The organism is Mycobacterium sp., assembly GCF_035697385.1.
Lineage (GTDB): Bacteria > Actinomycetota > Actinomycetes > Mycobacteriales > Mycobacteriaceae > Mycobacterium.
In genome coordinates this window covers 1-24,548 of sequence record NZ_DASSCY010000275.1, presented here as the reverse complement: position 1 = coordinate 24,548, position 24,548 = coordinate 1, and the positions used below count along the sequence as shown (strand labels likewise).

21 protein-coding genes and 1 pseudogene are annotated in these 24,548 nt (G+C 66.5%); 15 read left to right on the top strand and 7 right to left on the bottom strand.

Features of this window, described 5'->3' with window-relative positions; genetic code table 11:
* Nucleotides 1-80 (bottom strand): annotated as a pseudogene (locus VFH65_RS23380) (TetR/AcrR family transcriptional regulator); the annotation flags it as partial.
* A gap of 103 nt (nt 81-183) precedes the next feature.
* Between VFH65_RS23380 and VFH65_RS23375 the strand changes: the two are divergent.
* Nucleotides 184-765, top strand: a complete 582-nt coding sequence (locus VFH65_RS23375) for a VOC family protein (RefSeq protein ID WP_353324656.1) — start codon at nt 184-186, stop codon at nt 763-765.
* Here the strand turns inward: VFH65_RS23375 and VFH65_RS23370 are convergent.
* Nucleotides 762-1,391 carry a TetR/AcrR family transcriptional regulator gene (locus VFH65_RS23370; RefSeq protein ID WP_353324654.1) on the bottom strand — a complete coding sequence of 210 codons (630 nt, stop codon included), beginning with the start codon at nt 1,389-1,391 and terminating at the stop codon, nt 762-764. The genes VFH65_RS23375 and VFH65_RS23370 overlap by 4 nt on opposite strands.
* A 73-nt stretch (nt 1,392-1,464) precedes the next feature.
* Between VFH65_RS23370 and VFH65_RS23365 the strand changes: the two genes are divergently transcribed.
* On the top strand, nt 1,465-2,319 hold the full coding sequence (locus VFH65_RS23365) for an oxygenase MpaB family protein (protein WP_353324652.1): 855 nt from the start codon (nt 1,465-1,467) through the stop codon (nt 2,317-2,319).
* Here VFH65_RS23365 and VFH65_RS23360 read toward each other — a convergent pair.
* Nucleotides 2,261-2,551 carry a class I SAM-dependent methyltransferase gene (locus tag VFH65_RS23360; protein ID WP_414688494.1) on the bottom strand — a complete coding sequence of 97 codons (291 nt, stop codon included), beginning with the start codon at nt 2,549-2,551 and terminating at the stop codon, nt 2,261-2,263. The two genes, VFH65_RS23365 and VFH65_RS23360, sit on opposite strands and share 59 nt — an antisense overlap.
* 264 nt (nt 2,552-2,815) lie before the next feature.
* On the opposite strand from VFH65_RS23360, the gene VFH65_RS23355 reads away from it, so the two are divergent.
* The 12 genes from VFH65_RS23355 to eccE all read left to right on the top strand — a co-directional run bounded on the left by VFH65_RS23355 (nt 2,816) and on the right by eccE (nt 18,122).
* Nucleotides 2,816-3,709 (top strand): class I SAM-dependent methyltransferase, encoded by an 894-nt coding sequence (locus VFH65_RS23355; RefSeq protein ID WP_353324649.1) that lies wholly within the window; start codon nt 2,816-2,818, stop codon nt 3,707-3,709.
* 132 nt (nt 3,710-3,841) lie between these two features.
* The gene (eccA, locus tag VFH65_RS23350; RefSeq protein WP_353324658.1) at nt 3,842-5,638 is read left to right on the top strand and encodes a type VII secretion AAA-ATPase EccA; all 1,797 of its coding nucleotides are present in this window, start codon (nt 3,842-3,844) and stop codon (nt 5,636-5,638) included.
* Nucleotides 5,635-7,143 carry a type VII secretion protein EccB gene (gene eccB, locus VFH65_RS23345; protein WP_353324647.1) on the top strand — a complete coding sequence of 503 codons (1,509 nt, stop codon included), beginning with the start codon at nt 5,635-5,637 and terminating at the stop codon, nt 7,141-7,143. Before eccA ends, eccB begins: the two co-directional genes overlap by 4 nt.
* A complete protein-coding gene (gene eccCa, locus VFH65_RS23340; RefSeq protein ID WP_353324645.1) occupies nt 7,140-11,111 on the top strand; it encodes a type VII secretion protein EccCa in 3,972 nt (1,323 codons plus the stop codon). Before eccB ends, eccCa begins: the two co-directional genes overlap by 4 nt.
* Complete coding sequence (locus VFH65_RS23335; RefSeq protein ID WP_353324644.1) at nt 11,111-11,419, top strand: PE family protein; 309 nt, start codon at nt 11,111-11,113, stop codon at nt 11,417-11,419. The genes eccCa and VFH65_RS23335 overlap by 1 nt, the downstream gene beginning before the upstream one ends.
* Before the next feature lie 3 nt (nt 11,420-11,422).
* Nucleotides 11,423-12,982: a PPE family protein gene (locus VFH65_RS23330; RefSeq protein WP_353324642.1), complete on the top strand. Its 1,560-nt coding sequence runs from the start codon at nt 11,423-11,425 to the stop codon at nt 12,980-12,982.
* The gene (gene esxG / locus VFH65_RS23325; RefSeq protein WP_353324641.1) at nt 12,979-13,272 is read left to right on the top strand and encodes a type VII secretion system protein EsxG; all 294 of its coding nucleotides are present in this window, start codon (nt 12,979-12,981) and stop codon (nt 13,270-13,272) included. The genes VFH65_RS23330 and esxG overlap by 4 nt, the downstream gene beginning before the upstream one ends.
* Before the next feature lie 28 nt (nt 13,273-13,300).
* A complete protein-coding gene (locus VFH65_RS23320; RefSeq protein WP_353324639.1) occupies nt 13,301-13,588 on the top strand; it encodes a WXG100 family type VII secretion target in 288 nt (95 codons plus the stop codon).
* Nucleotide 13,589: 1 nt separating this feature from the next.
* Nucleotides 13,590-14,447 carry an ESX secretion-associated protein EspG gene (locus VFH65_RS23315; protein WP_353324637.1) on the top strand — a complete coding sequence of 286 codons (858 nt, stop codon included), beginning with the start codon at nt 13,590-13,592 and terminating at the stop codon, nt 14,445-14,447.
* The gene (gene eccD / locus VFH65_RS23310) at nt 14,429-15,826 is read left to right on the top strand and encodes a type VII secretion integral membrane protein EccD (protein ID WP_353324636.1); all 1,398 of its coding nucleotides are present in this window, start codon (nt 14,429-14,431) and stop codon (nt 15,824-15,826) included. The genes VFH65_RS23315 and eccD overlap by 19 nt, the downstream gene beginning before the upstream one ends.
* The gene (gene mycP, locus VFH65_RS23305) at nt 15,826-17,202 is read left to right on the top strand and encodes a type VII secretion-associated serine protease mycosin (RefSeq protein ID WP_353324634.1); all 1,377 of its coding nucleotides are present in this window, start codon (nt 15,826-15,828) and stop codon (nt 17,200-17,202) included. Before eccD ends, mycP begins: the two co-directional genes overlap by 1 nt.
* Nucleotides 17,199-18,122, top strand: a complete 924-nt coding sequence (eccE, locus tag VFH65_RS23300; RefSeq protein ID WP_353324633.1) for a type VII secretion protein EccE — start codon at nt 17,199-17,201, stop codon at nt 18,120-18,122. The genes mycP and eccE overlap by 4 nt, the downstream gene beginning before the upstream one ends.
* Here eccE and VFH65_RS23295 read toward each other — a convergent pair.
* Together VFH65_RS23295 and VFH65_RS23290 are read right to left on the bottom strand one after the other, a co-directional pair.
* Nucleotides 18,119-19,345, bottom strand: coding sequence for an alpha/beta hydrolase family protein (locus VFH65_RS23295; RefSeq protein WP_353324631.1), 1,227 nt, complete (start codon nt 19,343-19,345; stop codon nt 18,119-18,121). The genes eccE and VFH65_RS23295 overlap by 4 nt on opposite strands.
* Complete coding sequence (locus VFH65_RS23290; RefSeq protein ID WP_414688493.1) at nt 19,342-21,243, bottom strand: ArnT family glycosyltransferase; 1,902 nt, start codon at nt 21,241-21,243, stop codon at nt 19,342-19,344. Before VFH65_RS23290 ends, VFH65_RS23295 begins: the two co-directional genes overlap by 4 nt.
* On the opposite strand from VFH65_RS23290, the gene VFH65_RS23285 reads away from it, so the two are divergent.
* Nucleotides 21,242-22,003, top strand: coding sequence for a trans-aconitate 2-methyltransferase (locus VFH65_RS23285; RefSeq protein ID WP_353324627.1), 762 nt, complete (start codon nt 21,242-21,244; stop codon nt 22,001-22,003). The two genes, VFH65_RS23290 and VFH65_RS23285, sit on opposite strands and share 2 nt — an antisense overlap.
* Before the next feature lie 7 nt (nt 22,004-22,010).
* On the opposite strand, the gene stf0 is transcribed toward VFH65_RS23285, so the two are convergent.
* Both stf0 and VFH65_RS23275 read right to left on the bottom strand, forming a co-directional pair.
* The gene (stf0, locus tag VFH65_RS23280) at nt 22,011-22,814 is read right to left on the bottom strand and encodes a trehalose 2-sulfotransferase (RefSeq protein ID WP_353324625.1); all 804 of its coding nucleotides are present in this window, start codon (nt 22,812-22,814) and stop codon (nt 22,011-22,013) included.
* Between the two features lie 65 nt (nt 22,815-22,879).
* A complete protein-coding gene (locus VFH65_RS23275; RefSeq protein ID WP_353324623.1) occupies nt 22,880-24,259 on the bottom strand; it encodes a sulfatase family protein in 1,380 nt (459 codons plus the stop codon).
* Nucleotides 24,260-24,548: the final 289 nt, after the last annotated feature.

Here is a 24,548-nt window from a genome sequence, read left to right as displayed (position 1 = left end):
GCCCTGGCCGCCGCGTCGATCGCGGCCTGGGTCTGCCGGCCGCGCAGGGTCGGCAATTGCTCACGCGGACTGACGGTCACCGGCCCTCTGCGTCCCCCTTGCGGCCATTGATCGAAACTGAATCTGATGTTAGGTTCAGTTTGCGTTCTTGGCTACAGGTTCCAAATGTTTGGGAGCTTTCACGTGATCAAGCCAAACAATCCGAATTCCGAGTTCGAGCTCGGCGGCATCAACCATGTGGCGCTGGTCTGCTCGGACATGGAGAAAACCGTCGACTTCTACAGCAATGTCCTTGGGATGCCGCTGATCAAGTCGCTGGATCTGCCGGGCGGCATGGGCCAGCACTTCTTTTTCGACGCAGGCAATGGCGACTGTGTCGCGTTCTTCTGGTTCGCCGACGCACCCGACCGAGTTCCCGGTATCTCGTCCCCGGAGGCGATTCCGGGCATCGGTGACATCACCAGCGCGGTCAGCACGATGAACCATCTGGCGTTCCACGTGCCTGCCGAGAAGTTCGACGAATACCGGCAACGGCTCAAGGACAAGGGTGTGCGGGTCGGGCCCGTGCTCAACCACGACGAGAGCGAGGCGCAGGTCTCGGCGACCGTCCATCCAGGCGTTTACGTGCGGTCCTTCTATTTTCACGATCCCGACGGAATCACACTCGAGTTCGCTTGCTGGACCAAGGAATTCACGGAGAACGACGCGCAGGCATCGCCGAAGACCGCAGCCGACCGCCGTAGGCCGGCGACGGCCAGTCACTAATCCCTGTAGAGCCTTGGGTCGGTGAGCCCGTCGAGGATCGACGCCAACTGATCGACTACCTGATCGGGACCGAGCGCTACGTCACCAGAGAGCCACGCGCTGATCATCTGGCCGACGCCGCCGACCACAAAATGCGATGCAGCCTTGACGCGGTCGTTTTCCTTGGCTCCCAAGGCGCCCGCATGCTGGAACAACAGCGATGCGAACAGCGCGGTGGATTCCGCGCGTTTGCGCACGATCACCTGGTTTGACAGCTGCGTGCTGAACAGCAGCCGGCCCACCCGCGCATCACCGGCGATGGTCGCCACGATATTGGCCATACCCGCCCGGCTCTGCTCCTGCGGCGGTGCCGAGGTCACGGCAGCCTGCGTGGTGGCGGCGATGTCGGCGATCACCCAGTCGAACACCGCGCCGACGAAATCGTCCTTGTCGGTGAAGCTTTCGTAGAAGTATCGGACGCCCAGCCCGGCCTGCCTGCAGATTGCGCGGACCGTCAGCTCGGCCCCGCCATCCGCAGGGCTGCCCAGAAGATCCAGCCCCGCACCCAACAGCTGGCCGCGGCGCTGCGCGAGCCGCTCGGCCGCTTCGATTCCGCGGTACGGACGCACTTGGGCCACGGTGTCCATCTTGACATCGCAGGCACTAGGTAGCAATATCAGGAAACACACGTTCTCACATTTGCCGATAGGGGTTTAGCCAATGACGGTCAGTGAGCTTCGGGCGGCGTCATCGCGGCGTGCCGCGGGCATCGACGACGGCCTGATGGGCGTCGCACTGCTGGCCGGGCCCGCCAACGTGATCATGCAGCTGGCACGGCCGGGCGTCGGTTACGGCGTGCTGGAGAGCCGCGTCGACAGCGGCCGGGTCGACCTCCATCCGATCAAGCGCGCCCGCACCACGTTCACGTATCTCGCCGTGGCCACACAGGGCAGCGACGAACAGAAGGACGCGTTCCGCAGGGCGGTCAACCGTGCGCACGCGCAGGTGTATTCGACAGAGGAAAGCCCGGTCAAGTACAACGCCTTCGACCGCGATCTGCAGCTGTGGGTCGGAGCCTGCCTCTACAAGGGTGCGGTCGACGTATACCGGCTGTTCATCGGCGAGATGGACGATGAGACCGCCGAGCGCCACTACCGCGAGGGGAGGGCGCTCGGCACGACTTTGCAAGTGCCAGAGGATATGTGGCCCAAGGACCGCGCCGCGTTCGACAGGTACTGGCAGGAATCACTGGACAAGGTCCACATCGACGACACCGTCCGTGATTACCTGTATCCGATCGCCGCCGCCCGGGTGCGCGGCGTCAAACTGCCGGGGCCGCTGCAACGATGGTCCGACAACTTCTCACTGCTGATCACGGCAGGCTTTCTGCCCCAACGGTTCCGCGACGAGATGCGGCTGGACTGGAACGCCAAGAAACAGCGCCGCTTCGACAGGCTGATGGGCGTGCTGCGGGTGGTCAACCACCTGATGCCGCGATTCGTTCGCCAGTTCCCGTTCAACGTGCTGCTGAAGGACCTCGACTGGCGGATCCGGACCGGACGGCCACTCGTCTAACGTTCGGGCGCGCGACCGACCCGGGCGGGCGAACGCGACGCAGGGTGGCGTTGGAGATGACGGCGTCGAAGCTGCCGAGATCGTCCTCGAGGATGTCAGCGTGCTTCCAAACCACTTGGGCGCTGGGGAATCGCTGTTTGGCCCGCCCCAAGACCGGCCGGTCGATGTCGATCGCGACCACGTGGGGAATGCGGCGCGCGAGGCGGCTGGCAAGAAGCCGTCCCGCATCCAACGTCCAGCGCGGATTCGTAGCGACTTCGACCTGAAAAGTGACCGTGGCGGAGTCAGTTTTGGTGGCACTCTGTCAGGTTGCGGGGCTAGGGAACGCGAGCCTGTAGTTATCGAGAGGTTGTGCGAGTGGAGGCCTCGGTAACTACAGGCTCGCGGTGGGTGCAGTCGCCCATCCCAACCACGAGCAACCAAGGCGCATGTTGGCGATTGTGGCGCACCCAGCGCACCCAGCCGAATGTCGGTTTGTCGGCGTATAACCGGCAGGGTGCGTACAGACAATGACACCTGGGACATCAAGACGAGCGTCGGCTCAACCGCGTTGTTCGTCGCCGCGGCGAGGGCCTTGGAGGCGCAGAAACCCGACCCTTCGGCGGTCGATCCCTACGCCGAGGTCTTCTGCCGGGCGGTCGGAGGGGAGTGGGCAGACCTCCTCGACGGCAACGCCCCCGAACACGCATTGAGAACCGAATTCGGCGAACACTTCGTGAACTTCCAGGGAGCTCGCACCAAGTACTTCGACGCATACTTCCGTGCCGCGGCCACCGACGGCGTTCGCCAGATTGTCCTGCTGGCCGCGGGCCTTGACTCGCGCGGATACCGACTGCCCTGGCCAGACGGCACCGTCATATACGAGTTGGACCAGCCGCAGGTGCTGGAGTTCAAGCGCGACGTGCTCGGCAGGCGCGGCGCTGTGCCAACCGCCGAACGCCGTGAGATCGCCGTCGACCTCCGTAACGACTGGCCGCAGGCGTTGCGGGACAACGGGTTCGACCCGGCCGCGCCGTCGGCGTGGATTGCCGAGGGATTGCTCATCTACCTGCCCGCGACCGCCCAACAGCAGTTGTTCACCGGCATCGACGCGCTCGCGGCCCCCGGCAGCCATGCCGCCGTCGAAGAAGCGGTACCCATACCCGGGGAGGCATTCGAGGCCAAACGCGAAGAGGAGCGTGCTGCGGGCAACGACGACCAATTCTTCAACCTCGTCTACAACGAGCAGCACGAGCCCGCCGCGCACTGGTTCGGCAATCGCGGGTGGCGTGCTGAGGCGACGATGCTGCCGGATTATCTGCGCTCAGTTGGCCGCCCTGTACCCGCCCCGGATTCCGAAGCCGGCTCGATGACCAGCACCATCAGCCTGGTCAGCGCCATCAAGAGGTGACCGGGCTCACCCACTAGACCAAGACTGTGCGTCTCGACAGTTAGCTTATGCAATGCTAACTTCAGCGAAAGTTAGCTAAGCCATACATAAGGAGACGCCGCGGTGGGTTCTGACACGCTCGCGGCTTCGAACATGGGCGCGCCACGGGTCGACCGCGACGTGGTCAGCCGGTTCGCCACGTGTTGTCGGGCATTGGGGCTGTCCGTCCACGAACGCCAGCGGCCCGCCGATCTCGACGCCGCGCGCTCAGGATTCGAAGCACTGACCCACGTCGCCCACGATCAGTGCGACGCATGGACGGGTCTGGCCGCGGCAGGCGACGTGTCGCCGCGGGTCGTCGAGTCGGTCTGGCGGACCTCGGGCACCGCGGGCGTGCTGCAGCGGCAGGTCGAGCTGGCGTCCGGGGCGCTGGGATTCAGTTACGACACTGGGCTATATCTGCAGTTCCGGGCCACCGATCCCGACGACTTCCGATTGGCCTATGCGGCAAGTCTTTCCGAGGCCGCCGACCACGCGGGCGCTGATCGGCTGGTCGGTGAGCTGATCGACCGCCGACCCGGCTGGCTGCAGGCCCGTTGGCTGCGGGTGGCCCTCTACTACCGGACGCAACGGTGGTCGGACGCGGTGCGGCTGCTCACACCGGTGGTCAACGAGCCGTCGCTGGACGAGACGTTCGCACACGCCGCCCGCGTCACGTTGGGCATCTCGCTGGCAAGGCTCGGCATGTTCGCTCCCGCGTTGTCCTATCTGGAGGAACCATCCGGCCCGGTGGCGGTGGCCGCCGTCGACGGCGCGTTCGCCAAGGCCCTCTGCCTGCGCGCGCAGGGCGAGGATGAGGACGCAAGCGACATACTGCAGGACCTGTACGCGGCCAACCCGGAAAACGCACAGGTCGAAGAGGCGCTGTCGGACTCCACGTTCGGGCTGGTGACAACCACCGCGGCCCGGATCGACGCCCGCACAAACCCGTGGGACCCGAACACCGAACCCAGCGAGTTCGACTTCGTCGATCCCGGAGCCAAGGAACGCAAGGCCCACCTGCTGATCGAGGCCGAGGCGGAACTGGCCGAATTCATCGGCCTCGAAGAAGTCAAGTACCAGGTCGCGAGGCTGAAAAGCTCTGTCGCGATGTCAATTCGACGTCAGGAACGCGGCCTGACGGTGGCCCAGCGCACCAACCACCTGGTCTTCGCGGGCCCTCCCGGCACCGGTAAGACGACGATCGCCCGCGTCGTCGCCAAGATCTACTGCGGACTCGGGTTGCTGAAGAAGGAGACCGTTCGGGAAGTCCACCGTGCCGACCTGATCGGACAGCACATCGGCGAAACCGAAGCCAAGACCAACGCCATCATCGACAGCGCTCTCGATGGCGTGCTGTTCCTCGACGAGGCCTACGCGCTGGTGTCCACCGGAGCCAAGAACGACTTCGGCCTGGTGGCGATCGACACGCTGCTGGCCCGGATGGAGAACGATCGCGATCGACTCGTGGTCATCGTCGCCGGGTATCGCAAAGATCTGGACCACTTCCTGGATACCAACGAGGGTCTGCGGTCACGCTTCACCCGCAGCATCGACTTCCCGTCGTACTCTCCGCCGGAACTCGTCGAGATCGCGGTGCGGATGGCTGAGAAGCGCGACAGCTTCTTCGAGCAGGCTGCCCTCGCCGACATGGAAAGGTTGTTCGCTCACTTGGCCGAATCGACAATGCCGGATGCGGCCGGGGTTCCGCGGCGCAGCTTGGACATCGCAGGCAACGGCCGGTTCGTCCGTAACCTCGTCGAGCGCTCCGAGGAAGAGCGCGAATACCGGCTCGACCATTCCGACGCTGAGGACTTCACCGACGACGAACTGATGACGATCACCGGTGTCGATGTCCGCAATTCGGCCGCCCCGCTTCTGCGTGGCCTTGGTCTGTCGGTGCCCGCATGACGGCCCCTGAGGACGACCGGCGCACGTTCACCTCCCGGACGCCGGTCAACGAGAACCCGGAGCGGGTGGGCTATCGCCGCGGCTTCGTTACGCGGCATCAGGTGTCAGGCTGGCGATTCGTCATGCGCCGCATCGCATCCGGGGTCGCATTGCACGACACCCGGATGCTGGTCGACCCGCTGCGCACGCAGACCCGCGCTGTGTTGGTCGGTGGGCTGATCCTGATAACCGGCCTCGCCGGCTGTTTCATCTTCTCGCTGATCCGGCCTGGCGGCGTGGCAGGCAATGATGCGGTGCTGGCGGATCGGGATACGGCCGCGCTCTACGTCAAGGTCGGAGACCAGCTGCACCCGGTACTGAACCTGACCTCGGCGCGACTGATCGCCGGGCGGCCCGACAACCCCAGCACCGTCAAGACCAGCGAGATCGATCGGTTCCCGCGTGGCAACCTGATCGGCATCCCCGGAGCGCCGGAACGCATGGTGCAGAACACCTCTCGTGATGCCGACTGGACCGTGTGCGACGCGGTCTCCGGGTCTGCTGCCGGTGTGACCGTCATCGCGGGAACACCCACCGAGGGCGGCGAACGCGCGACCGCGTTGCCGGCCAACCACGCTGTCCTCGTTGCGAATCCCGATGGCACCCACCCTGGGACCTGGCTGCTATGGGATGGCCGACGCAGCTCGATCGATCTCAACAACCGTGCCGTAACCGACGCGCTCGGCCTCGGCGTCGACATTCCCGCACCGCGCCCCATCGCCGCAGGACTGTTCAACGCCATTCCCGAAGGGCCCGCGCTGACCGCGCCCGCTATCCCCGGCGCAGGCGGGCCGCCACGGTTTCCGCTGGAACTGTCAGCCCCTGTCGGCTCGGTGGTCGCCTCCTACGAGGCCGACAACACGATCCGCTACTACGCGGTGCTCACCGACGGCCTGCAGCCGGTCCCGCCGGTGCTGGCCGCGATCCTGCGCAACACCAATTCCTATGGCCTTGACCAGTCTCCGCGCCTCGGTGTCGACGATGTGGCGCGCCTACCCGTAGCGCAGGACATCGACACCAGCGCCTATCCGTCCGAGCCGGTCACGCTCATCGACGCCGGCGACGACCCCGTCACATGCGCGCGCTGGGCGAAACCCGAAGACGCAACGACGAATTCGATGACCCTGCTCTCAGGTGCCGCGCTTCCGCTAGCCGAAGGGCTGCGCACCGTGGGCCTTGTCACCTCGGGATCCGGGGGAGTGGCCAACCGCGTGGCACTCTCGCCCGGCCGCGGTTACTACCTCGACAGTGGTGGGTCACAGTTCTGGCTGAGCGACACCGGCGTCCGCTACGGCATCGACACCGAAGCCGACGACAAGACCACCGCCGCGTTGGGTCTCACCGGGCCGCCACTGCCGATTCCGTGGTCGGTCCTGGCTCAGTTCGCCGCCGGTCCCACGCTGTCGCGCGCCGACGCAATGCTCGCGCACGACGCCCTGCCACCCGATACGAGGCCCACCCAATGAGCAGGTTGATCTTCGAACACCACCGTCGGGTGCCGCCACCGGCCACCCGACGGGGCACGATCACCATCGAACCCCCACCGGAACTGCCGCGGCTGGTGCCGCCGTCGCTGCTGCGCCGGGTGCTGCCTTACCTGATCGTGATTCTGATCGTCGGAATGATCGTCGCGCTGGTGGCAACCGGCATGCGGCTGATCTCGCCGACGACGTTGTTCTTCCCGTTCGTGCTGCTGCTCGCGGCCACCGCGCTGTATCGCGGCAATGGCAACAAGATGCGTACCGAGGAAGTCGACGCCGAACGCGCCGACTATCTGCGTTACCTATCCGTGGTGCGCGACAACGTTCGTGCCCACGCCACCGAACAGCTTGCCGCCCTTACCTGGTCGCATCCTGCGCCGGAGGCGCTCACCACCATTCCCGGCACCCGACGGCAATGGGAACGTGACCCTCGCGACGCCGACTTCCTGGTGCTGCGAGCGGGCCTGCACGACGCGGCACTGAACACCGCGCTGCGGGTCAAGGACACCGCCGACGAAATCGATCTCGAGCCCGTCTCACACACCACCCTGCGGGGTCTGCTCGACACTCAACGCACCATCCACGACGCGCCGACCGGCATCGACGTGACGAAGCTGTCGCGGATAACCGTGCTTGGTGAGGCCGACGAAGTCCGCGGTGCGCTGCGCGCGTGGATCAGTCAGGCCGTCACGTGGCACGACCCGACCGTGCTCGGAATCGCGCTGACCGCACCGGATCTGGAAAGCGACGACTGGTCCTGGCTGAAATGGCTGCCGCACGTCGACGTCCCCAACCAGGCCGACGGTGTCGGCCCCGCTCGCTATCTGACCACACAGGCGGCCGAACTGCGGTCAATGCTGGACCCAGTGCTGGCCGACCGAGAGCCGTTCTCGGGTGAAAGCTCTGGGGAGATCAGGCATCTGCTGATCATCGTCGACGATCCCGACGTCGACCCAGACACGCTGATCCGTGGCCGGGGGCTGGAAAGCGTCACCGTCATCCATCGATCGACGAAACGGCCTAACCGCGAACAGTATTCGGATCCGGAACGCCCGATCCTGCGGGTAGTCGACGGCAAGATCGAGCGCTGGCAGGGCGGTGGCTGGCAACCGTACATCGACGCCGCCGACGAGTTGTCGGCCGCGGAGGCCCGTCACATCGCGCGTCGGCTGGCGCGGTGGGACCCGAACCCGAGCCAGGCGAGGTCGACGACAACGGGCGGCGCGACGTTCAACACCTTGCTCGGCATTTCCGATGCCTCCGCCCTGGACGTGGCGAGCCTGTGGGCGCCGCGCAGCCGCGACGACGAACTGCGAGTGCCGATCGGCGTCACCGCGACCGGCGAGCCGCTGTACTTCGACCTCAAGGACGAGGCCGAGGGTGGAATGGGGCCGCACGGCCTGATGATCGGCATGACGGGCTCGGGCAAGTCCCAGACCTTGATGGCAATCCTGTTGTCGCTGCTGACCACTCATTCTGCCGACCGGCTGATCGTGATCTACGCCGACTTCAAGGGTGAGGCCGGCGCCGACATCTTCAGGAACTTCCCGCAGGTGGTTGCGGTCATCTCGAACATGGCCGAGAAGCGCTCGCTGGCCGACCGGTTCGCCGACACACTGCGCGGTGAAGTGGCCCGCCGCGAACAGCTGCTCAAGGAGACCGGCCGCCGGGTCCAGGGCAGCGCGTTCAACTCGGTGACCGAGTACGAGAACGCCATCGCGGCCGGACACGACCTTCCGCCGATGCCGACGCTGTTCGTTGTCGCCGACGAATTCACTCTAATGCTGGCCGATCACCCCGAGTACGCCGAGCTGTTCGATTACGTTGCGCGCAAGGGCCGCTCGTTCCGGATCCACATCTTGTTCGCCTCGCAGACGCTGGACGTCGGCAAGATCAAAGACATCGACAAGAACACGTCGTACCGCATCGGGTTGAAGGTGGCCAGCCCTGCCATCTCACGTCAGATCATCGGCGTCGAGGACGCCTACCACATCGAATCTGGCCGTGAACACAAAGGCGTCGGCTTTCTGGTACCTGCGCCGGGTGCGGTGCCGATCAAGTTCCGCAGCACCTATGTTGACGGCATCTACGAGCCGCCGCGCGCGAACAAAGCCCTTGTCGTGCACGCGGTTCCCCAGCCGCAGCTGTTCACCGCAGGCAGGGTGGAACCCGAGCCGGACACCGTGATCGTCAACAACGGTGTGGAGGTCGACGTGCGGCCGCCGCGGAAACTCGTGTCGACGATCGGCGACCAGTTGGCTCAGTACGGGCCGCACGCTCCGCAACTGTGGCTTCCCCCGCTGGAGGAGCCCATTCCGCTCGACGAGTTGCTGCATCGGTCGGCGCTGCTCGCACGGCAGTGGCGTTGGCCGCTCGGTGAGATCGACAAGCCCTTCGAGATGCGGCGCGACCCGCTGGTCTTCGACGCGACGTCAGCGGCCGCCAACGTGGTGATCCACGGCGGCCCCAAGTCGGGCAAATCAACTGCACTGCAGACGTTCATGCTGTCCGCGGCGGCGCTGCATTCACCGCGCGACGTGACGTTCTACTGCCTCGACTACGGCGGTGGCCAGCTGCGCGGCCTCGAGAACCTGGCGCACGTCGGCAGTGTGGCCTCCCCGCTGGAACCCGAGCGCATCCGCCGCACCTTCGGCGAGCTGGAGCAGCTCCTTCGATCCCGCCAAGCGCGCGGCGCCTCGCAACGCGACGGTGCCTTCCAGGATGGCTACGGCGAGGTGTTCCTGGTGATCGACAACCTCTACGCGTTCAGCCGGGACAACTCCGACGCCTTCAACACCCGAAACCCGCTGCTGGCCAAGGTGACCGAACTAGTCAACAGCGGCATGGCGTACGGCATCCATGTGGTGATCACCACGCCGAACTGGATCGAGGTGCCGCTGACGATGCGTGACGGGCTCGGGCTGCGACTGGAGCTCAAGCTGCACGACTCTCAGGACAGCAACGTCCGGGTCGTCGGGGCGCTACGCCGTCCGGCCGACAGCGTTCCCGCCGACCAACCCGGTCGCGGCCTGACGATGGCCGCCGAGCATTTCCTGATCGCCAAGCCTGCGCTCGACAGCATCCCCGCCATCAACGCGCAGTACCCGGGTCAGTCCGCACCGCCTGTGCGGCTGCTGCCCACCGACCTGGCACCCGACGAACTGGTGCCGCTGTACCCGGTGCCGGACCGGGTCGTGATCGGGCAGCGCGAAGAAGACCTGGCGCCCGTCGCGGTCGATTTCGCGGACAACCCGCTGCTGATGGTGTTCGGAGACGCGAAGACCGGCAAGACCACCCTGCTGCGCCACCTCATCCGGACCATTCGCGAGAACTCCCGGCCCGACCAGGTGGCGTTCACGGTGATCGATCGGCGGCTGCAGCTGGTCGACGAGCCACTGTTCGCCGACAACGAATACACGCCGAACATCGACCGCATTCTGCCCGCCATGCTCGGCCTGTCGGCCCTGATCGAAAAGCGATGTCCACCAGGAGGACTCAGCGCCCAAGAGTTGAAAGGATGGACCTCCAGTGCTCAATCTGCTGGCCACACGCACTACCTGGTCATCGACGACGTCGACCAGATTCCGGACAGCCCGGCATTGAGCGGCCCCTACGTTGGGCAGCGGCCGTGGACGAGTCTGATCGGGTTGCTGTCGCAGGCAGCCGATCTGGGCCTGCGGGTGATTGTGACGGCACGCGCCGCGGGCTCGGCGCACGCGGTGATGACCGCGCCGCTGCTGCGACGCCTCAACGAACTGCAGGCCACCACGATCATGCTGTCGGGCAACCCGCAAGACAGCGGCAAGATCCGCGGTCACCGGTTCAGCCGGTTGCCTGCTGGTCGCGCCATGATGCTCGACGACCGCGACACGCCGACGTTCGTCCAGCTGGTCAATCCGCTTGTCGCCGCATCGGTTACGCACCAGAACAACGCAGGAGAGGAGTACAGCTGATGACGCTGCGAGTAGTCCCCGAGGGCCTGACGGCTGCCAGTGCCGCCGTCGAAGGACTGACCGCGCGGATGGCCGCCGCGCACGCCGCGGCCGCTCCGGCGGTCACCGCCGTGATTCCGCCCGCTGCCGACGCGGTATCTCTGCAAACCGCGACGGGTTTCAGCGCCCACGGCACCCAACACCAGGCGATGGCCGCACAGGGCATCGAGGAACTGGGTCGTTCCGGAGTCGGTGTCGCCGATTCCGGCGCCAGTTACGCCAGCGGCGATGCCCTTGCCGCTTCGTCGTATCTGATCGCGCGCGGCTGACCCATGACCGCCCCCATCTGGATGGCCCTGCCACCCGAGGTGCATTCGGCGCTGCTGTCCAGCGGCCCGGGCCCCGGGTCGCTGCTGGCCGCCGCGGGGGCGTGGCAGTCGTTGAGCACCGAATATGCTTCGGCCGCCGCAGAACTCACCGGCGTGCTCAGCGCGGTGCAGGGCGGCGCATGGGAGGGGCCGAGCTCCGAGCAGTACGTCGCCGCGCACACGCCCTATCTGGCGTGGCTGGCCCAGGCTAGCGCCAACAGCGCAGCAGCCGCGGTGCAGCACGAGACCGCCGCCGCTGCCTACACCACTGCGCTTGCCACCATGCCGACGCTGCCGGAGCTGGCGCTCAACCACACCATGCATGGGGTGCTGTTGGCGACCAACTTCCTGGGCATCAACACCATCCCGATCGCGCTCAACGAGGCCGACTACGTCCGGATGTGGATTCAGGCCGCCACCGCGATGAGCACCTATCAGGCGGTGTCGGGTGCGACGCTGGCGGCGACGCCGACGACACAGCCCGCGCCGTTCGTGTTGACGCCAGGCGTTGGCGAGGCCAGCCGAGCCGCAGCCGACGTCGGCCAGATGGGCGCGCAGGCGCAGGCCGCGGATGCCGGTTCGGCCCTGAACATTTCGGACTTGATCCAACAGCTGCTGCAGTACTACCTCGACTACACGAACCAACTCTTCGAACCGATCATCAACTTCCTGTCCGATCCGCTGGGCAACAGCGTGCAGTTGATCACCGACTTCCTCACCAACCCGTCGCAGGCGTTGGTCACCTGGGGGCCGTTCCTGTTCGCCGTTGCCTACCAGGCCTTCTCGTGGGTCGGTGCCTCGCTCACCTATCCCCAACTGCTCCTGCAACCGCTGCTCGCGATCACGCTCGGAATCCTGGGCGGGCTAGCTGAGCAGATCAAGGCCCAGCTCAACCCGCCTGCGGAAGTCCCTGTGGCCGCGGAGGTCCCCGCGTCGCCGGCGACAGCGAGCCGGGCAGATCAACCGGCATTGCCCCTCGCCGGAATCGCCCCGACCGTGCCGGCCCCCGGTGCTGCTCCTGCCACTTCCGCAGCGCCCGGATCCGCGGCGCCAGCCGCCCCTGCGGCCCCCGCGGCCGCGTCGGCGGTGCCCTACGCCGTCCACGGCGGCGACCCCGGCGAAGGATTCACGCCGACACTGCGTGACAGCACAGCCGCCAAAGCACCCGCCGCCGACATACCCGCGGTCGCAGCCGCTGCGGCCGCCGCGTCGGCCAGGGAGAGACGACGTGCCCGCCGCCGCCGCGGGGCCATTGCGAGGGACTACGGCGACGAGTACATGGACATGGACGACGACCTCGACGCAGGACCAGCGCCCGCCGAAGAGCCACGCGTGTCCGCGTCCACCAAAGGTGCCGGGCCGATGGGCTTTTCCGGCACGGCCGCCAAAGGCAATGCCGAGGCGACCGGTTTGACCACACTGCCGGGGGATTCCTTCGGCGGCGGCCCGACGACCCCGATGCTGCCCGGCACATGGGACCCCGACACCACCGACACCACCGATAGAAGGGAAGAAAAACCATGAGCATGCTCGACGCTCACATCCCGCAGCTGGTCGCTTCCGAAGCGGCCTTCGGCGCCAAGGCCGCGCTCATGCGCAGCACCATCGCGCAGGCCGAACAGGCAGCGCAATCCTCGCAGGCCTTCCACATGGGCGAATCCTCTGCGGCATTCCAGGCCGCGCACGCCCGGTTCATCGAGGTTTCCGCGAAGGTCAACAGCCTGCTCGACATCGCTCAGGCCAACATCGGTGACGCCGCGGGCAGCTACGTGGCCGAGGACGCCGCTGCAGCCAGCACCTACACCGCCATCTGATCCGAAACCTACGAAGGGAAGCCGCAAGATGTCCCAGATCATGTACAACTACCCGGCGATGCTCGCGCACTCCGGTGAAATGGCAAGCTACGCAGGCGCTCTGCACGCCGTCGGCGCGGATGTCGCGAGCGAGCAGGCGGCCCTGTCGGGCGCTTGGCAGGGCGACACCGGCATGACCTACCAGGCATGGCAGGCACAGTGGAACACCAGCCTCGAGGAGCTTGTCCGTGCCTACCGCGCGATGGCCAGCACCCACGAGACCAACACCATGTCGATGAGCGCCCGGGATATGGCCGAAGGCGCTAAATGGGGCTAGGGTGCGCGCCAACGCCGTCGAGCTGACCGCCGACGCGGCGTGGTTCCTCGCCGATACCCTCGGCGCAGGCAGCTTGCCGTGGGTGTTGGCCATCACGCCGCCCTATAGCGAGGCGTCGCAACGGCCTGCGTTCGAGGCGGCCCAGACCGACGCGCTTGGCGAGATCGGCGTCGTGGATGCGGACGGGACGGTGGATCCTGCTGTCGCCCAATGGATCCGGCTGGTCTGCCGCGCCGCCCAATGGCTCGATCTGCGCTTCGTAGCCGGAGGCGGCCGGATGCTGCGCGGCATCGTCGCGCGCGGTGGCGGCCGCACCGTGGTTGCGCTGCGCACCGCCGAACTCGTCACCTTCACCGAAATGGACATCGATCATCCCCATGCGCTCGTGCCCGTGCTGACCGCCGGGCTGACACAGCACCCGCCGGCGCGGTTCGAGGAGTTCTCGCTGCCGGCTCGCGTCGGCGCGCGCGCCGATGAGCAAATCCGCAACGGTGCCCCGCTGCGAGACGTGCTGGAGTACTTGGGGATTCCCTCATCGGCGCGGCCGGTGGTGGAAGCGGCGTTCGATCAGCGGCGCACCTATGTCGAGATTGTTGCCGGACAGCACCGCGACGGCCACCGCGTCAGCACCGACGTCGGCGTGAGCATCGTCGACACCCCACAGGGCCGCGTCCTGGTGTCCCCTTCAAAGGCCTTCGACGGCGAATGGGTGTCGTCGTTCACGCCCGCCACACCCTTGGCGATTGCCGCGGCTGTCGAACGGCTCACCGCAGCCCTGCCCGACGGCCCGTGGTTCCCTGAACTTTCCCTAACCCGAGACTTCGAAAGAACGGAAAACCGATGCCCGACAACGCTGTAATGTCCATCGTCCGAGTGGCTGTGCTGGCGGCCGCCGACGACGGCGGTCGGTTGACCGAGATGGCACTCCCCGCGGAGTTGCCACTGCGGGAGATCTTGCCTGCGGTGCAACGTCTCGTGCTGCCTGCCGATGAAACGGCCGACGCACCCGAGCCGTTGAGCCTGGCGCCGATCGGTGGAGCGCCGTTCAGCCTCGACGCCACGCTGGACACCGTTGGTGTGGTCGACGGTGACCTGCTCGCACTACAACCTGTGCCGGTGGGACCGCCTGCGCCGCGCATCGTCGAGGACATCGCCGACGCTGCGGTGATCTTCTCCGCGGCGCGTGAAAAGCCCTGGGGAATCGACCATATCCGCCGCGCTGCGGGTGTTGCCGTGATCGTCCTTGTCCTCGTCGCCGCAGCATTGGCGGTCGTGCACCGGGTAGCCACCGGTGAGGTGCTCGGCCTGTACACGGTCAGCGGCCTCGCCGCAGCTACTGTCTTGGGCGCATTGCTGACCCGCATCCGGTTTCCGCAATTGGCCACGGCGCTCGCCGTTACCGCCCTGGTCCCCGTGGCGGCAGCGTTCGCGCTTGCGGTACCCGGTGATTCGGTAGCACCGAAAGTGCTTCTCGGCGCGGCAGGTGTGGCTGCGTGGTCGATCATCAGCATCACCATCAGTGAGCGCGCGATCGCGGTGTTCACCGCCACCGCCGTCACGGCGTTCGGAGTTCTTCTGGCCGCCGGGGCGTCCGCAATCTGGGAACTGCCGCTCGCCAGCCTCAGCTGCGGGCTGATTCTGGTGGCGCTTCTGGTGACGGTGCAGGCGGCGCAGCTGTCCGCGGCCTTTGCGCGTTTCCCGCTGCCGGTGATCCCCGCGCCCGGCGATCCGACACCGTCAGCGCAGCCGTTGCGGGTGCTCGAGGATCTGCCCCGTCGAGTGCGCATCAGCGACGCACATCAGACCGGGTTCATCGCAGGCGGCGTGCTTCTCGCGGTGATCGGTTCGCTTGCGCTGGTCGGACCGGCCGGGGCGTCGCCGTGGGCCTGGTATGTGGTTGTGGCTGCCGCTGTCGGTGCGACGCTGCGGGCACGAGTGTGGGACTCGTCGTCGTGCAAGGCGTGGCTGCTGGCCCATTCCTATCTCGTGACGATCGCGCTGTTGGTGACTTTCGCTGTCACCGGCCGATACAACGAGGCGTGGCTGGCGTTGAGCGTGCTGGCGGCGCTGGTGTTGGTGTGGGCAATCGTCGCGCTGAATCCTGGCATCGCCGCGCCGGAGAGCTATTCGCTGCCGATGCGGCGGCTGGTCGGTTTCGTTGCGGCCGGTGTCGACGCGTCGCTGATCCCGGTCATGGCCTACCTCGTCGGCCTGTTCGCCTGGGTTCTCAACAGGTGATGCGACGCGGAATCGCTGCTGCGGCAGCGGCTTTGGCGGTGGTGCTGCTCAGCCCACCGGCGGGTGCGGTCACTCCGCCCGAGGTCGATTCGCGGGCCGTGCCGCCATCCGGTACGCCCGGCCCGCCACAGCCGATGGCGCAACGCGGCGACTGCGTTGCCACCGCTGCGCTGCCGAACAGCGATTTCGGTGCCGTCGATCCAAACCAGCTGTCCCTCAACCTTTCCGAAGCGTGGCAGCACAGCCGCGGCGAAGGCCAGACTGTGGCTGTCATCGACACGGGCGTGAAGCCGGGACCGCGGTTGCCGAACGTCGAAGGAGGTGGCGATTTCGTCGAATCAACCGACGGTCTCACCGACTGCGATGGACACGGCACGCTCGTCGCGGGCCTGATCGCCGGTCAGCCAGGCAACGACGGCTTTTCCGGCGTGGCGCCGGCCGCGCGACTGATCTCCATTCGGCAGACCTCGGCGAAGTACTCGCCGCGCAATCCGGGGGAGGACCCCACGCTGGCACGGGCATCGGTCGATGTCACGAGCCTGGCCCGGGCCATCGTACGCGCCGCCGACCTGGGTGCTCGCGTCATCAATGTCTCCGCTGTCACATGCCTGCCTGCCAACAAAACGCTCGATCAGTCGGAGCTGGGTGCTGCGCTCAGATACGCCTCCGTAGACAAAGATGCGGTGATCGTCGCTGCCGCAGGCAACATCCAGGGCGGAATGACAACCGGCTCGGCATGCGAATCCAACCCGCTGTCCGACGCCGCAAGGCCCGACGATCCGCGCAACTGGGCCGGCGTCTCCGCGGTGTCGATTCCATCGTGGTGGCAGCCCTACGTCCTGTCCGTCGGATCCCTCGCTCCCACCGGACGGCCGTCGACCTTCACCATGCCCGGTCCGTGGGTTGGCATCGCCGCCCCTGGGGAGAACATCGTCTCGGTGAGCAACGGACCCGACGGCGGACTGGCCAACAGCCAGCCCAACGACCAGCAAGAGCTCTTTCCGATCAGCGGCAGCAGCTACTCGTCTGCCTACGTAGCGGGAGTTGCAGCGTTGGTGCGCAGCAAGTTTCCCGAGCTGAGGGCCGATGAAGTGGTTCGTCGCATCACCGCCACCGCGAACGGCGCCGCGCGCTCACCCTCGAATTTAGTGGGGGCCGGCGCCGTCGACCCGGTCGCCGCACTCACATGGGACGTTCCCGAGGCGCCCGACGCTGACGCCGCCACGGCGAAGCCCGTCGCCGCGCCGCCGACGCCCACCCCCGAAGACTCCACCCCGCGCACTATCGCGTTCGTGGGCACCGGCGTGCTCGCATTAGCGGTCCTGGCCACCGCCGCCGCTGTCAGCGCGCACCGACGAAAGGACACGTCATCATGACGGCCCGGATCGCATTGGCGTTACTGTTCATCGTCCCGGCGGCGACAGCGTATCCGTGGTCCTCGGTGACCGACCGGTGGGTGCTCGGTGTCGCCGTCGTCGCGGTGATCGTGCTCTTCGCGTGGTGGCGCGGCTTGTTCCTCACGACGATGATCGGTCGCAGGATCGCGATGTTGCGGCGACGCAACCACACTGAGGGCCTTCACCATTCGTCGGAGTACACCACCGTGCTGATGCGTGTCGACCCATCGGAGCCGGTACTGCTGCCGCTTCGGCTGGTCGCCGGGTATCTCGATCGCTACGGGATCCGCTGCGACAAGGTACGCATCACCAGCCGGGATACCGCCGGGTCACGCACGACGTGGATCGGCATGACGATCGGTGCCGAAGACAACCTCGCGGCGCTGCGGGCACGCTCGCCGCGGATTCCGTTGCGCGACACCGCCGAAATCGCTGCTCGCCGCCTGGCCGACCATCTCCGTGAGAGCGGTTGGAGTGCATCGACCGTCGATACCGCTGTGCCGCCGACGGATTCGTCGGCCAAGGAGACCTGGCGCGGTCTGCGCGACGAGTCGGGTTACGTCGCCGCATATCGGGTGGCCGTCGACGGCCGGTTCGCCGATACGCTGTCCGCGCTGTGGGCGCTTCCATCGCCGGAGAAGTGGACGGCGTTGGAGATCAGCGGAACCGCAACTGATCCCGGCCTCACAGTCGTGTGCGCGATCCGCACTGACGACAAACCCGCTGCCGGCGCCCCGATCCCGGGTCTGACGCTGCTGCGGGGTCGGCAGCGTCCCGCTCTCAACGCGCTCAATCCGCTGTCGGACAACCGGCTTGACGCCAAACCCGTGCGGCTTCCGGACGACCTGCTGGACCAACTGCAGTGGGCTGCCGGACGCGCGGCGGTAGCGCCGGTCTAGGTGAACATGAAATCCCGCATGAAGCGAGTCATTCTGCGCAGGTAGTCCGGTTGGCTGACGTGGAGGATGTGATTGCCAGGGAACCAATGGAACGCACAGCGGTCCCAGTGCTCCCACAGCAGTTCGGCCTGCTCGGGCGGCGCCAGCCGATCGCCGAGCCCGGTGATGATCAACCGGCGATCCTTGGGTATCAGCGGCGGGTAATTCAGCGGTGAGGGGTACATGGTTGCGGCGCGGGTGAGTTCGCTATCCGTTCCGGCGATCAGACTGCGCAATCGAACCACTTGGTTTGCGGGGAACCACTCGTCGACCGTTCTGTCCGGTGTCACCACAGGGACGTTCGGGATGACGGCCTGGATTCGGTCATCGACGCAGGCGATCAGGGCTGCGGTGTAGCCGCCCAGTGACATGCCCGTCAGCGCAATCCGATCCACGCCGGTGAACTCGAGATAATCCATCATCGAACGGAAGTCGTGCACAGCCTGCGCCATCGCTTCGGCGAATCCGGCGAAGCCGTGCGCGAAGTACCCGTAACCGCTGAAGGGCGAGCCCTTTTCAGCGCGACGGCCGTGGAACGGCAGCGTGTACAGCAGCACGTCGTAGCCGGAGCGGAAGAACCACGGAAGCGAGAAGAACAGCCCGTTGAACAGATAGGGCGACCCCATGAAGCCGTGAATCACGCACAGCGTGGGGTGCGGTCCGTCGTCGTGAACCCAATGCTGCGCGCGCACCACGTTGTTGCGCAGGTACCCGCGGCACTGCTCGCGCAGCGCCGGGTTGACCGCCTCGAAACTGCTGTTGAATCGGATGTTGTGTACGCGGCCTTTGGCGATCCATTCGGCGACCGGGTTGGCAGGGCGTGACGAGATACGCGGCATATCCGTCGGTGCGGGGAATGACAGCGCCGGATCCTGCGCCGTAGCCAATTCTGCGTAGAAGCGCAAGTGATCGCTTTCGGTGCGGGATTCCGATCGGTGCAGTGCCGCGTTGACCAGCGTCGGCATCATCGTGGCACTGAGCAGCGATGCGATCGATGTGCGCAGCGCGATATCGGCGACCGCCGATGAGTCGACGATCAACCGCTGACGCAGGGTGAGGTCGACGCGGCGGGGAAGCCCGCGGGCACTGGCGTCGGCACCGGGAACGTCGGGCACGGGGATGGGCGGATCCACCGGGGCGGCGTCCGAACTGTCCACGTCCGCATGGTAACCCGCTGTGGTCATCGCAAGCGGTAAACCGTCGATCCGCCGATCGTGGTGGCTGGGTAGTGCGCGGCAACCCAGTCGGCGATCTCGCGAGTGTGCGATGCGCTGTGGTTGAGCCCGCGGACGACCTCGCCGCGAGCCGCGTCTGCATTGGGGCTGTGGCCGGCCTCGACGTAGTACGAGACCTTGCCCGCGTGTACGTCGTCGATGAACTGCTGCAGAGTGGGTACCGGGTCACCGCTCCAGCCGCCGATCGCCATCACCGATGTGCCCGAGGCGATTTCCAATGCGGCCGCTGACTGCGAGCCGTTCGTCGCAGCCGACCACGGCGTGTGCGTGGCGGTGAGCAGACCGGCGAGTTCGGGACTGGTCGTCTCGTCGTCCATCCAGCCGCCTGTCGCCTTCGCCTGCCGGACTGCGGCCGGGATCGAACCGTGGTGTGGGCTCGCGATGGTTGCGATGGAAAACGTTGTGGCGCCTGCCAGTCCGGCCAGGGTGCCGGCGACTACCGCGATACTTATCATCTGCGGCCGGGACACAAGCGCTGCGATGGCGGCGGTCACCGCCACTGCGACGATTACTAGTGCCCAGGTCAGATCGAAGTTGTTGCGGTGCAAAAGGACCGCCGACGGCGCGGCCGCCAGCGTGATCATCGCGCCCAAGGCGAACCGACCGTCCCAACCTTCTCGGCGGGCCCACGCCCACACCCCGCCGATGCCGACGAGCGCGGCGATGGCCGGAGCCAGCGCGACGGTGTAATACGGGTGCACGACGCCGCCCATGTAGCTGAGCACCAGGCCGGTCACCATCAACCAGCCACCCCAGACCGTCAGGGCGCACAGCTCGGCTCGGCTCAGCTGCCTGCGTGCGGCCAGATACACGCCGAACGCGAGCGCAAACAACGCCACCAGAAGCAGCCAGGCGATCTCGTTGCCCATCTCCGAGGTGAACAGCCGGTGCAGACCGGCACGACCGCCGAAGGCCGCCAGGCCGGGGCCGTGGGCGCTCCAGCTGGCGGCGAGCTCGCGATGGTGGCCGAAGATGCGGCTCAACCCGTTGTAGCCCAACGTCAGATCCAGCACGGTGTTGTCGGTCGAACCGCCGATGTAAGGTCGCGCGTGGGCCGGCACCAATTGCACTGTCAACACCCACCAGCCGGCGGTGACGATCAGCGCGGCCGTCGCGCCAAGGAGGTGAAACACCCGCCGGGACAACGCCATCGGTGCGAAAAGCAGATAGGCGAGCGCAAAACCGGGCAGCACGAGAAACGCCTGCAGCATCTTGGTGAGGAACGCGACGCCGATGACGACACCGACCAGCGTCAGCCACCGCCATGACCCCGATGAGGCCGCGTGCATCAGGCAGTACGCCGCCGCCGTCATCAACAGCACCAGCAGGGCGTCGGGATTGTTGAAGCGGAACATCAGTGCCGCCGCGGGTGTACACGCCAGCACAATGCCTGCCAGCAGACCAGCTGCGCCGCCGTGAGCGGGATCGGAGAACGCGCGTCGCACCGCGCAGTACAGCAGGGCGACCGATGCCACCCCCATGAGGGCCTGCGGCATCAGCACCGCCCAGCTGTTCATGCCGAACAGTCGCACGGACAGCCCCGTGACCCAGAGTGCGGCGGGAGGCTTGTCGACGGTGATGAAGTTGTGCGCGTCGAGGGATCCGAAGAACCACGCGGACCAACTCTGGGAGCCGGCCTGCGCGGCCGCGGCGTAGAAGTCGTTGCCGTACCCGCTTGCCGACAGATTCCACAGATACAGCACAGCGGTCCCCGCGAGCAGTGCGGCCAGGGCCCACCGCTCGCGGAGGACTGTCACGACGCCTACTGTGCCGGTCTTTGCCGGCCGGGAGGCTGTGCCGCAGCTGCGAACACGCTGTGAGTGCCGTGGGTGAGACACTGGCGGCATGTGGAATCCCGACGTCTACCTGGCGTTCGCCGATCACCGCGGCCGCCCGTTCTTTGACCTGCTTTCGCGCGTGGGCGCGGAGAAGCCGCGTCGCGTGGTCGACCTCGGCTGCGGCCCCGGCAACCTCACCCTGACCTTGGGGCAGCGTTGGCCCGACGCCGCGGTCGAGGCGTGGGACAGCTCGCCGGAGATGGTTGAGTCGGCACGCGAGCGGGGCGTCGACGCGCAAGTCGGAGACGTTCGTGAGTGGACGCCGAAACCCGATACCGACGTCGTGTTGAGCAACGCCACCCTGCATTGGGTAGCCGAGCACCCAGAGCTGCTGGTCCGCTGGGCCGGTGAACTGGCTGCCGGGTCGTGGATCGCCATGCAGGTGCCGGGAAACTTCGACGCGCCGTCGCATCGCGCAGTGCGCGAACTTGCCGGCCGCAGTCAGTGGTCGGAACCGTTGCGGGACTTCCCTTTCCGTGACAGACAGGTGGACTCTCCGGTTGGCTATGCGGAGCTACTCTCCGATGCCGGTTGTACAGTCGACGCGTGGGAGACCACCTACATTCACGAGCTGACGGGCGAGCATCCGGTGCTGGACTGGATCACCGGAACGGCACTGAGACCAGTGAAGAGTCGGCTGACCGACGTGCAGTGGGAACAGTTCTGTCAGGAGTTGATCCCGCTGCTTGACGCCGCTTATCCGAGGCGGTCGGACGGCAGGACGTTCTTTCCCTTCCGTCGAATATTCGTTGTCGCGCAGGTGAATTGATCGCGGGCTACGTCGGAAGGCCCCTTTGTTGGGCTTCCGCCCGGTATCGGTCCACCCATTCGTCGGACCGCTGATCGGCCTGGCGTTCCAACGCGGGCTCAGGAGCCAGCCGAGGGTCCAGTCCGAGCGCTTCAAGAACGGTGGCCACGACCTCGGTGAGATTGCGCCACAGGTATGGATATGACACTTCGATCGGTTCGATGCTCTCCTCGTCGAACCAAGCGCGCCAACTCTTTTCCTGCTCACGCAGCATGGTGATGACGTGTGCGATCGCACCGGCGTGGTACTCGGCGCGGGCGTCGCGCACGGGGTCGGGCCGTCCGCGCCAGACCCGGGTCTGCACCGCTCGCCAGAACGAAACCGCCTGGGACACCACGTCAGGCCGGTAAACGTGCACCAGCACCGGGTCGGAGCCGATGACGTCACGGAGCGCGGCTCGCAGGCCGTCGCCGGAGCGGTCGGGCAGGTCCTTGGCGCGCTCCAGCAGCAGCGGCGTCTGGTTCCACATCAACTTGCCGCCCCAGATGCCATTGGGGGTGCGGCCGCGGGTGCGGACGTAGTCGCGCCAAACCGCCGCGGGCGCGATGTCGGGCGTTCCGGCGTCCAGTGGGTCGAGGAGGCGCAGGATCGACTCGTCCTCGACGCCGGAGAACCACTCACGCGGTTGCGGTGACTGGCTGGTGGTCGGCAGGTACTGAAAGAACTCGCCGGGTTCGCCGGCGACGCCGGTCGCCCGCAGCGATTCGACCAGCAGCGTGCTGCCGCTTCGCTGAGACGCGAGCACCAGATAAGCCGTCGGATGGACTGACATGACGTGAGCCTAGCGGTTACCAAATCGCCTGGCGCGCTGAGTCATTGCGATCACCGTGACCGAAACTATTGCCCCGGACTGTGGTCTTCTTCAACGCCGCGTTCCGCCGCGATCGCGGATCGGCTGGTGACCGTCGGACCGTGTATGTGTAGATAAGTTTCGGTGTAGCGCTCGGCGATTCGGGTGCCCGCGAACTCGGACGGTATGACGTCGTTGGTCTTCTGGCGCCACTCGTCGAGGAGCAGTGCGAGATCGTTGGCGATGGCCTCCGCCTTGTCCGTCGCCTCGGGGCCGAGCAGGTTATGCGACTCCGTGGGATCCTCGAGGAGGTCGTACAGTTCACGCTCGGGACGTTGTCCGAGCACCAGTGGCCCGATGGTCCGCCCCGGCGCACTTTCGGCGATATCCCATGGCAGATCGAGGATGGGCCGCGACGCGTAGTTCTCGATGTAACTGAAATCCTTTGTCCGAATGGCGCGAATCGGATCGAACGAATCGTGATACGTCTTGGCGGAGTACACCTCGGTGCGCACCGGCCGGTTGTCTTTCAGTGGGCTCACCAGATTTCGCGCATGTGACATTCCATCCACGTCGGCGGGGATGTCGATGCCGAGAAGGTCGAGAAGGGTGGGCAGCAGGTCGACGCCGCTGAACAGTTCGTCGTAGACCGCGGGTGGTATCGCGGCGCCGAGCGGGGGCCGCACGATCATCGCGATTCCGGTGCCTGCGTCGTAGAGCGTGGATTTGGCGCGGGGGAGCGCGGGTCCGTGGTCGGTCGTGAATACCACCCAGGTGGTGCGGTCGAGGCCGGTGGCCGTGAGGGTGTCGAGCAGTTGACCGACCGCGGCGTCGGCGACGGTGATCGCTCCGTAGAACTCGGCGAGGTCCTGGCGGATGTCGTCGGTATCAGGCAAGTAGTCGGGCACGGTGACGTCGTCGGCAACCGAGGGCTCGTAGCGATCGCGCGGGTAGGGACGGTGCGTTTCGAAGAAGCCCGCCGTGAGGAGGAACGGTTTCTTGGGCGGGTCCTGCAGCCAGCGCGTGGCGTGTTCGACGACGTACTCACAGTAGGAATTCGAGACATCGAATTCGTCGAAGCCGAGTTTGGATGGATACGACGTTTCGTGCTGCATGCCGAATAGCGCTGTGTGCCAGCCTGATTCGGATAAACGGTGGGGAAGTGTGCGCACGTCCGAGCGGTACTCCCAGCCGTGGTGGGCCAGACCGACCAAGCCGTTGCTCTGTGGATAGCGGCCGGTGAACAGGGAGCCGCGCGACGGTGAGCACAGTGGCGCGGTGGCGTGTGCGCGGGTGAACAGGATTCCTTCGGCGGCGAGCTGATCGAGGCGGGGGCTGGCGACGTCGGCGTGGCCGTAAGCGCCGAGATAACGTCCGAGGTCGTGCCAATGCACGATCAGCAGGTTGTCTCGTGGCGGCTGGGGCACGGGGCGTCCTTTCGTGTCTTTGCGCTCCACCGAACAGTGCGGTTGGTGGATTCGGCAACCCTTTGGCTCACGCTAGTTATCCACAGTCGCGTTTTTATCCACAGGTTGGGTTTGGCCGGGTCGTTTCGGTCGGTGTATGCGATTAAGTTCGAAAGTATGTTCGATCAGTTGGTGGCGGCCGCCGAACCCACCCGGGGTGCTGGCGCGGTGGGTGCGTGGGCGCGGGTGGAAAACGCCGCCTGCGCGCGCCGCCTGTCGGCGATGGCCGATGTGTTGGAGGCCCGGATGG

Excerpts from the sequence above, each read along its gene's own strand:
- VFH65_RS23370 (WP_353324654.1), bottom strand. The coding sequence starts at position 1,391 with ATGGACACCGTGGCCCAAGTGCGTCCGTACCGCGGAATCGAAGCGGCC.
- VFH65_RS23365 (WP_353324652.1), top strand. The coding sequence starts at position 1,465 with ATGACGGTCAGTGAGCTTCGGGCGGCGTCATCGCGGCGTGCCGCGGGC.
- eccA (WP_353324658.1), top strand. The coding sequence starts at position 3,842 with ATGGGCGCGCCACGGGTCGACCGCGACGTGGTCAGCCGGTTCGCCACG.
- eccB (WP_353324647.1), top strand. The coding sequence starts at position 5,635 with ATGACGGCCCCTGAGGACGACCGGCGCACGTTCACCTCCCGGACGCCG.
- eccCa (WP_353324645.1), top strand. The coding sequence starts at position 7,140 with ATGAGCAGGTTGATCTTCGAACACCACCGTCGGGTGCCGCCACCGGCC.
- VFH65_RS23335 (WP_353324644.1), top strand. The coding sequence starts at position 11,111 with ATGACGCTGCGAGTAGTCCCCGAGGGCCTGACGGCTGCCAGTGCCGCC.
- VFH65_RS23330 (WP_353324642.1), top strand. The coding sequence starts at position 11,423 with ATGACCGCCCCCATCTGGATGGCCCTGCCACCCGAGGTGCATTCGGCG.
- esxG (WP_353324641.1), top strand. The coding sequence starts at position 12,979 with ATGAGCATGCTCGACGCTCACATCCCGCAGCTGGTCGCTTCCGAAGCG.
- VFH65_RS23320 (WP_353324639.1), top strand. The coding sequence starts at position 13,301 with ATGTCCCAGATCATGTACAACTACCCGGCGATGCTCGCGCACTCCGGT.
- eccD (WP_353324636.1), top strand. The coding sequence starts at position 14,429 with ATGCCCGACAACGCTGTAATGTCCATCGTCCGAGTGGCTGTGCTGGCG.
- mycP (WP_353324634.1), top strand. The coding sequence starts at position 15,826 with ATGCGACGCGGAATCGCTGCTGCGGCAGCGGCTTTGGCGGTGGTGCTG.
- eccE (WP_353324633.1), top strand. The coding sequence starts at position 17,199 with ATGACGGCCCGGATCGCATTGGCGTTACTGTTCATCGTCCCGGCGGCG.
- VFH65_RS23295 (WP_353324631.1), bottom strand. The coding sequence starts at position 19,345 with ATGACCACAGCGGGTTACCATGCGGACGTGGACAGTTCGGACGCCGCC.
- VFH65_RS23285 (WP_353324627.1), top strand. The coding sequence starts at position 21,242 with ATGTGGAATCCCGACGTCTACCTGGCGTTCGCCGATCACCGCGGCCGC.
- VFH65_RS23290 (WP_414688493.1), bottom strand. The coding sequence starts at position 21,243 with ATGCCGCCAGTGTCTCACCCACGGCACTCACAGCGTGTTCGCAGCTGC.
- stf0 (WP_353324625.1), bottom strand. The coding sequence starts at position 22,814 with ATGTCAGTCCATCCGACGGCTTATCTGGTGCTCGCGTCTCAGCGAAGC.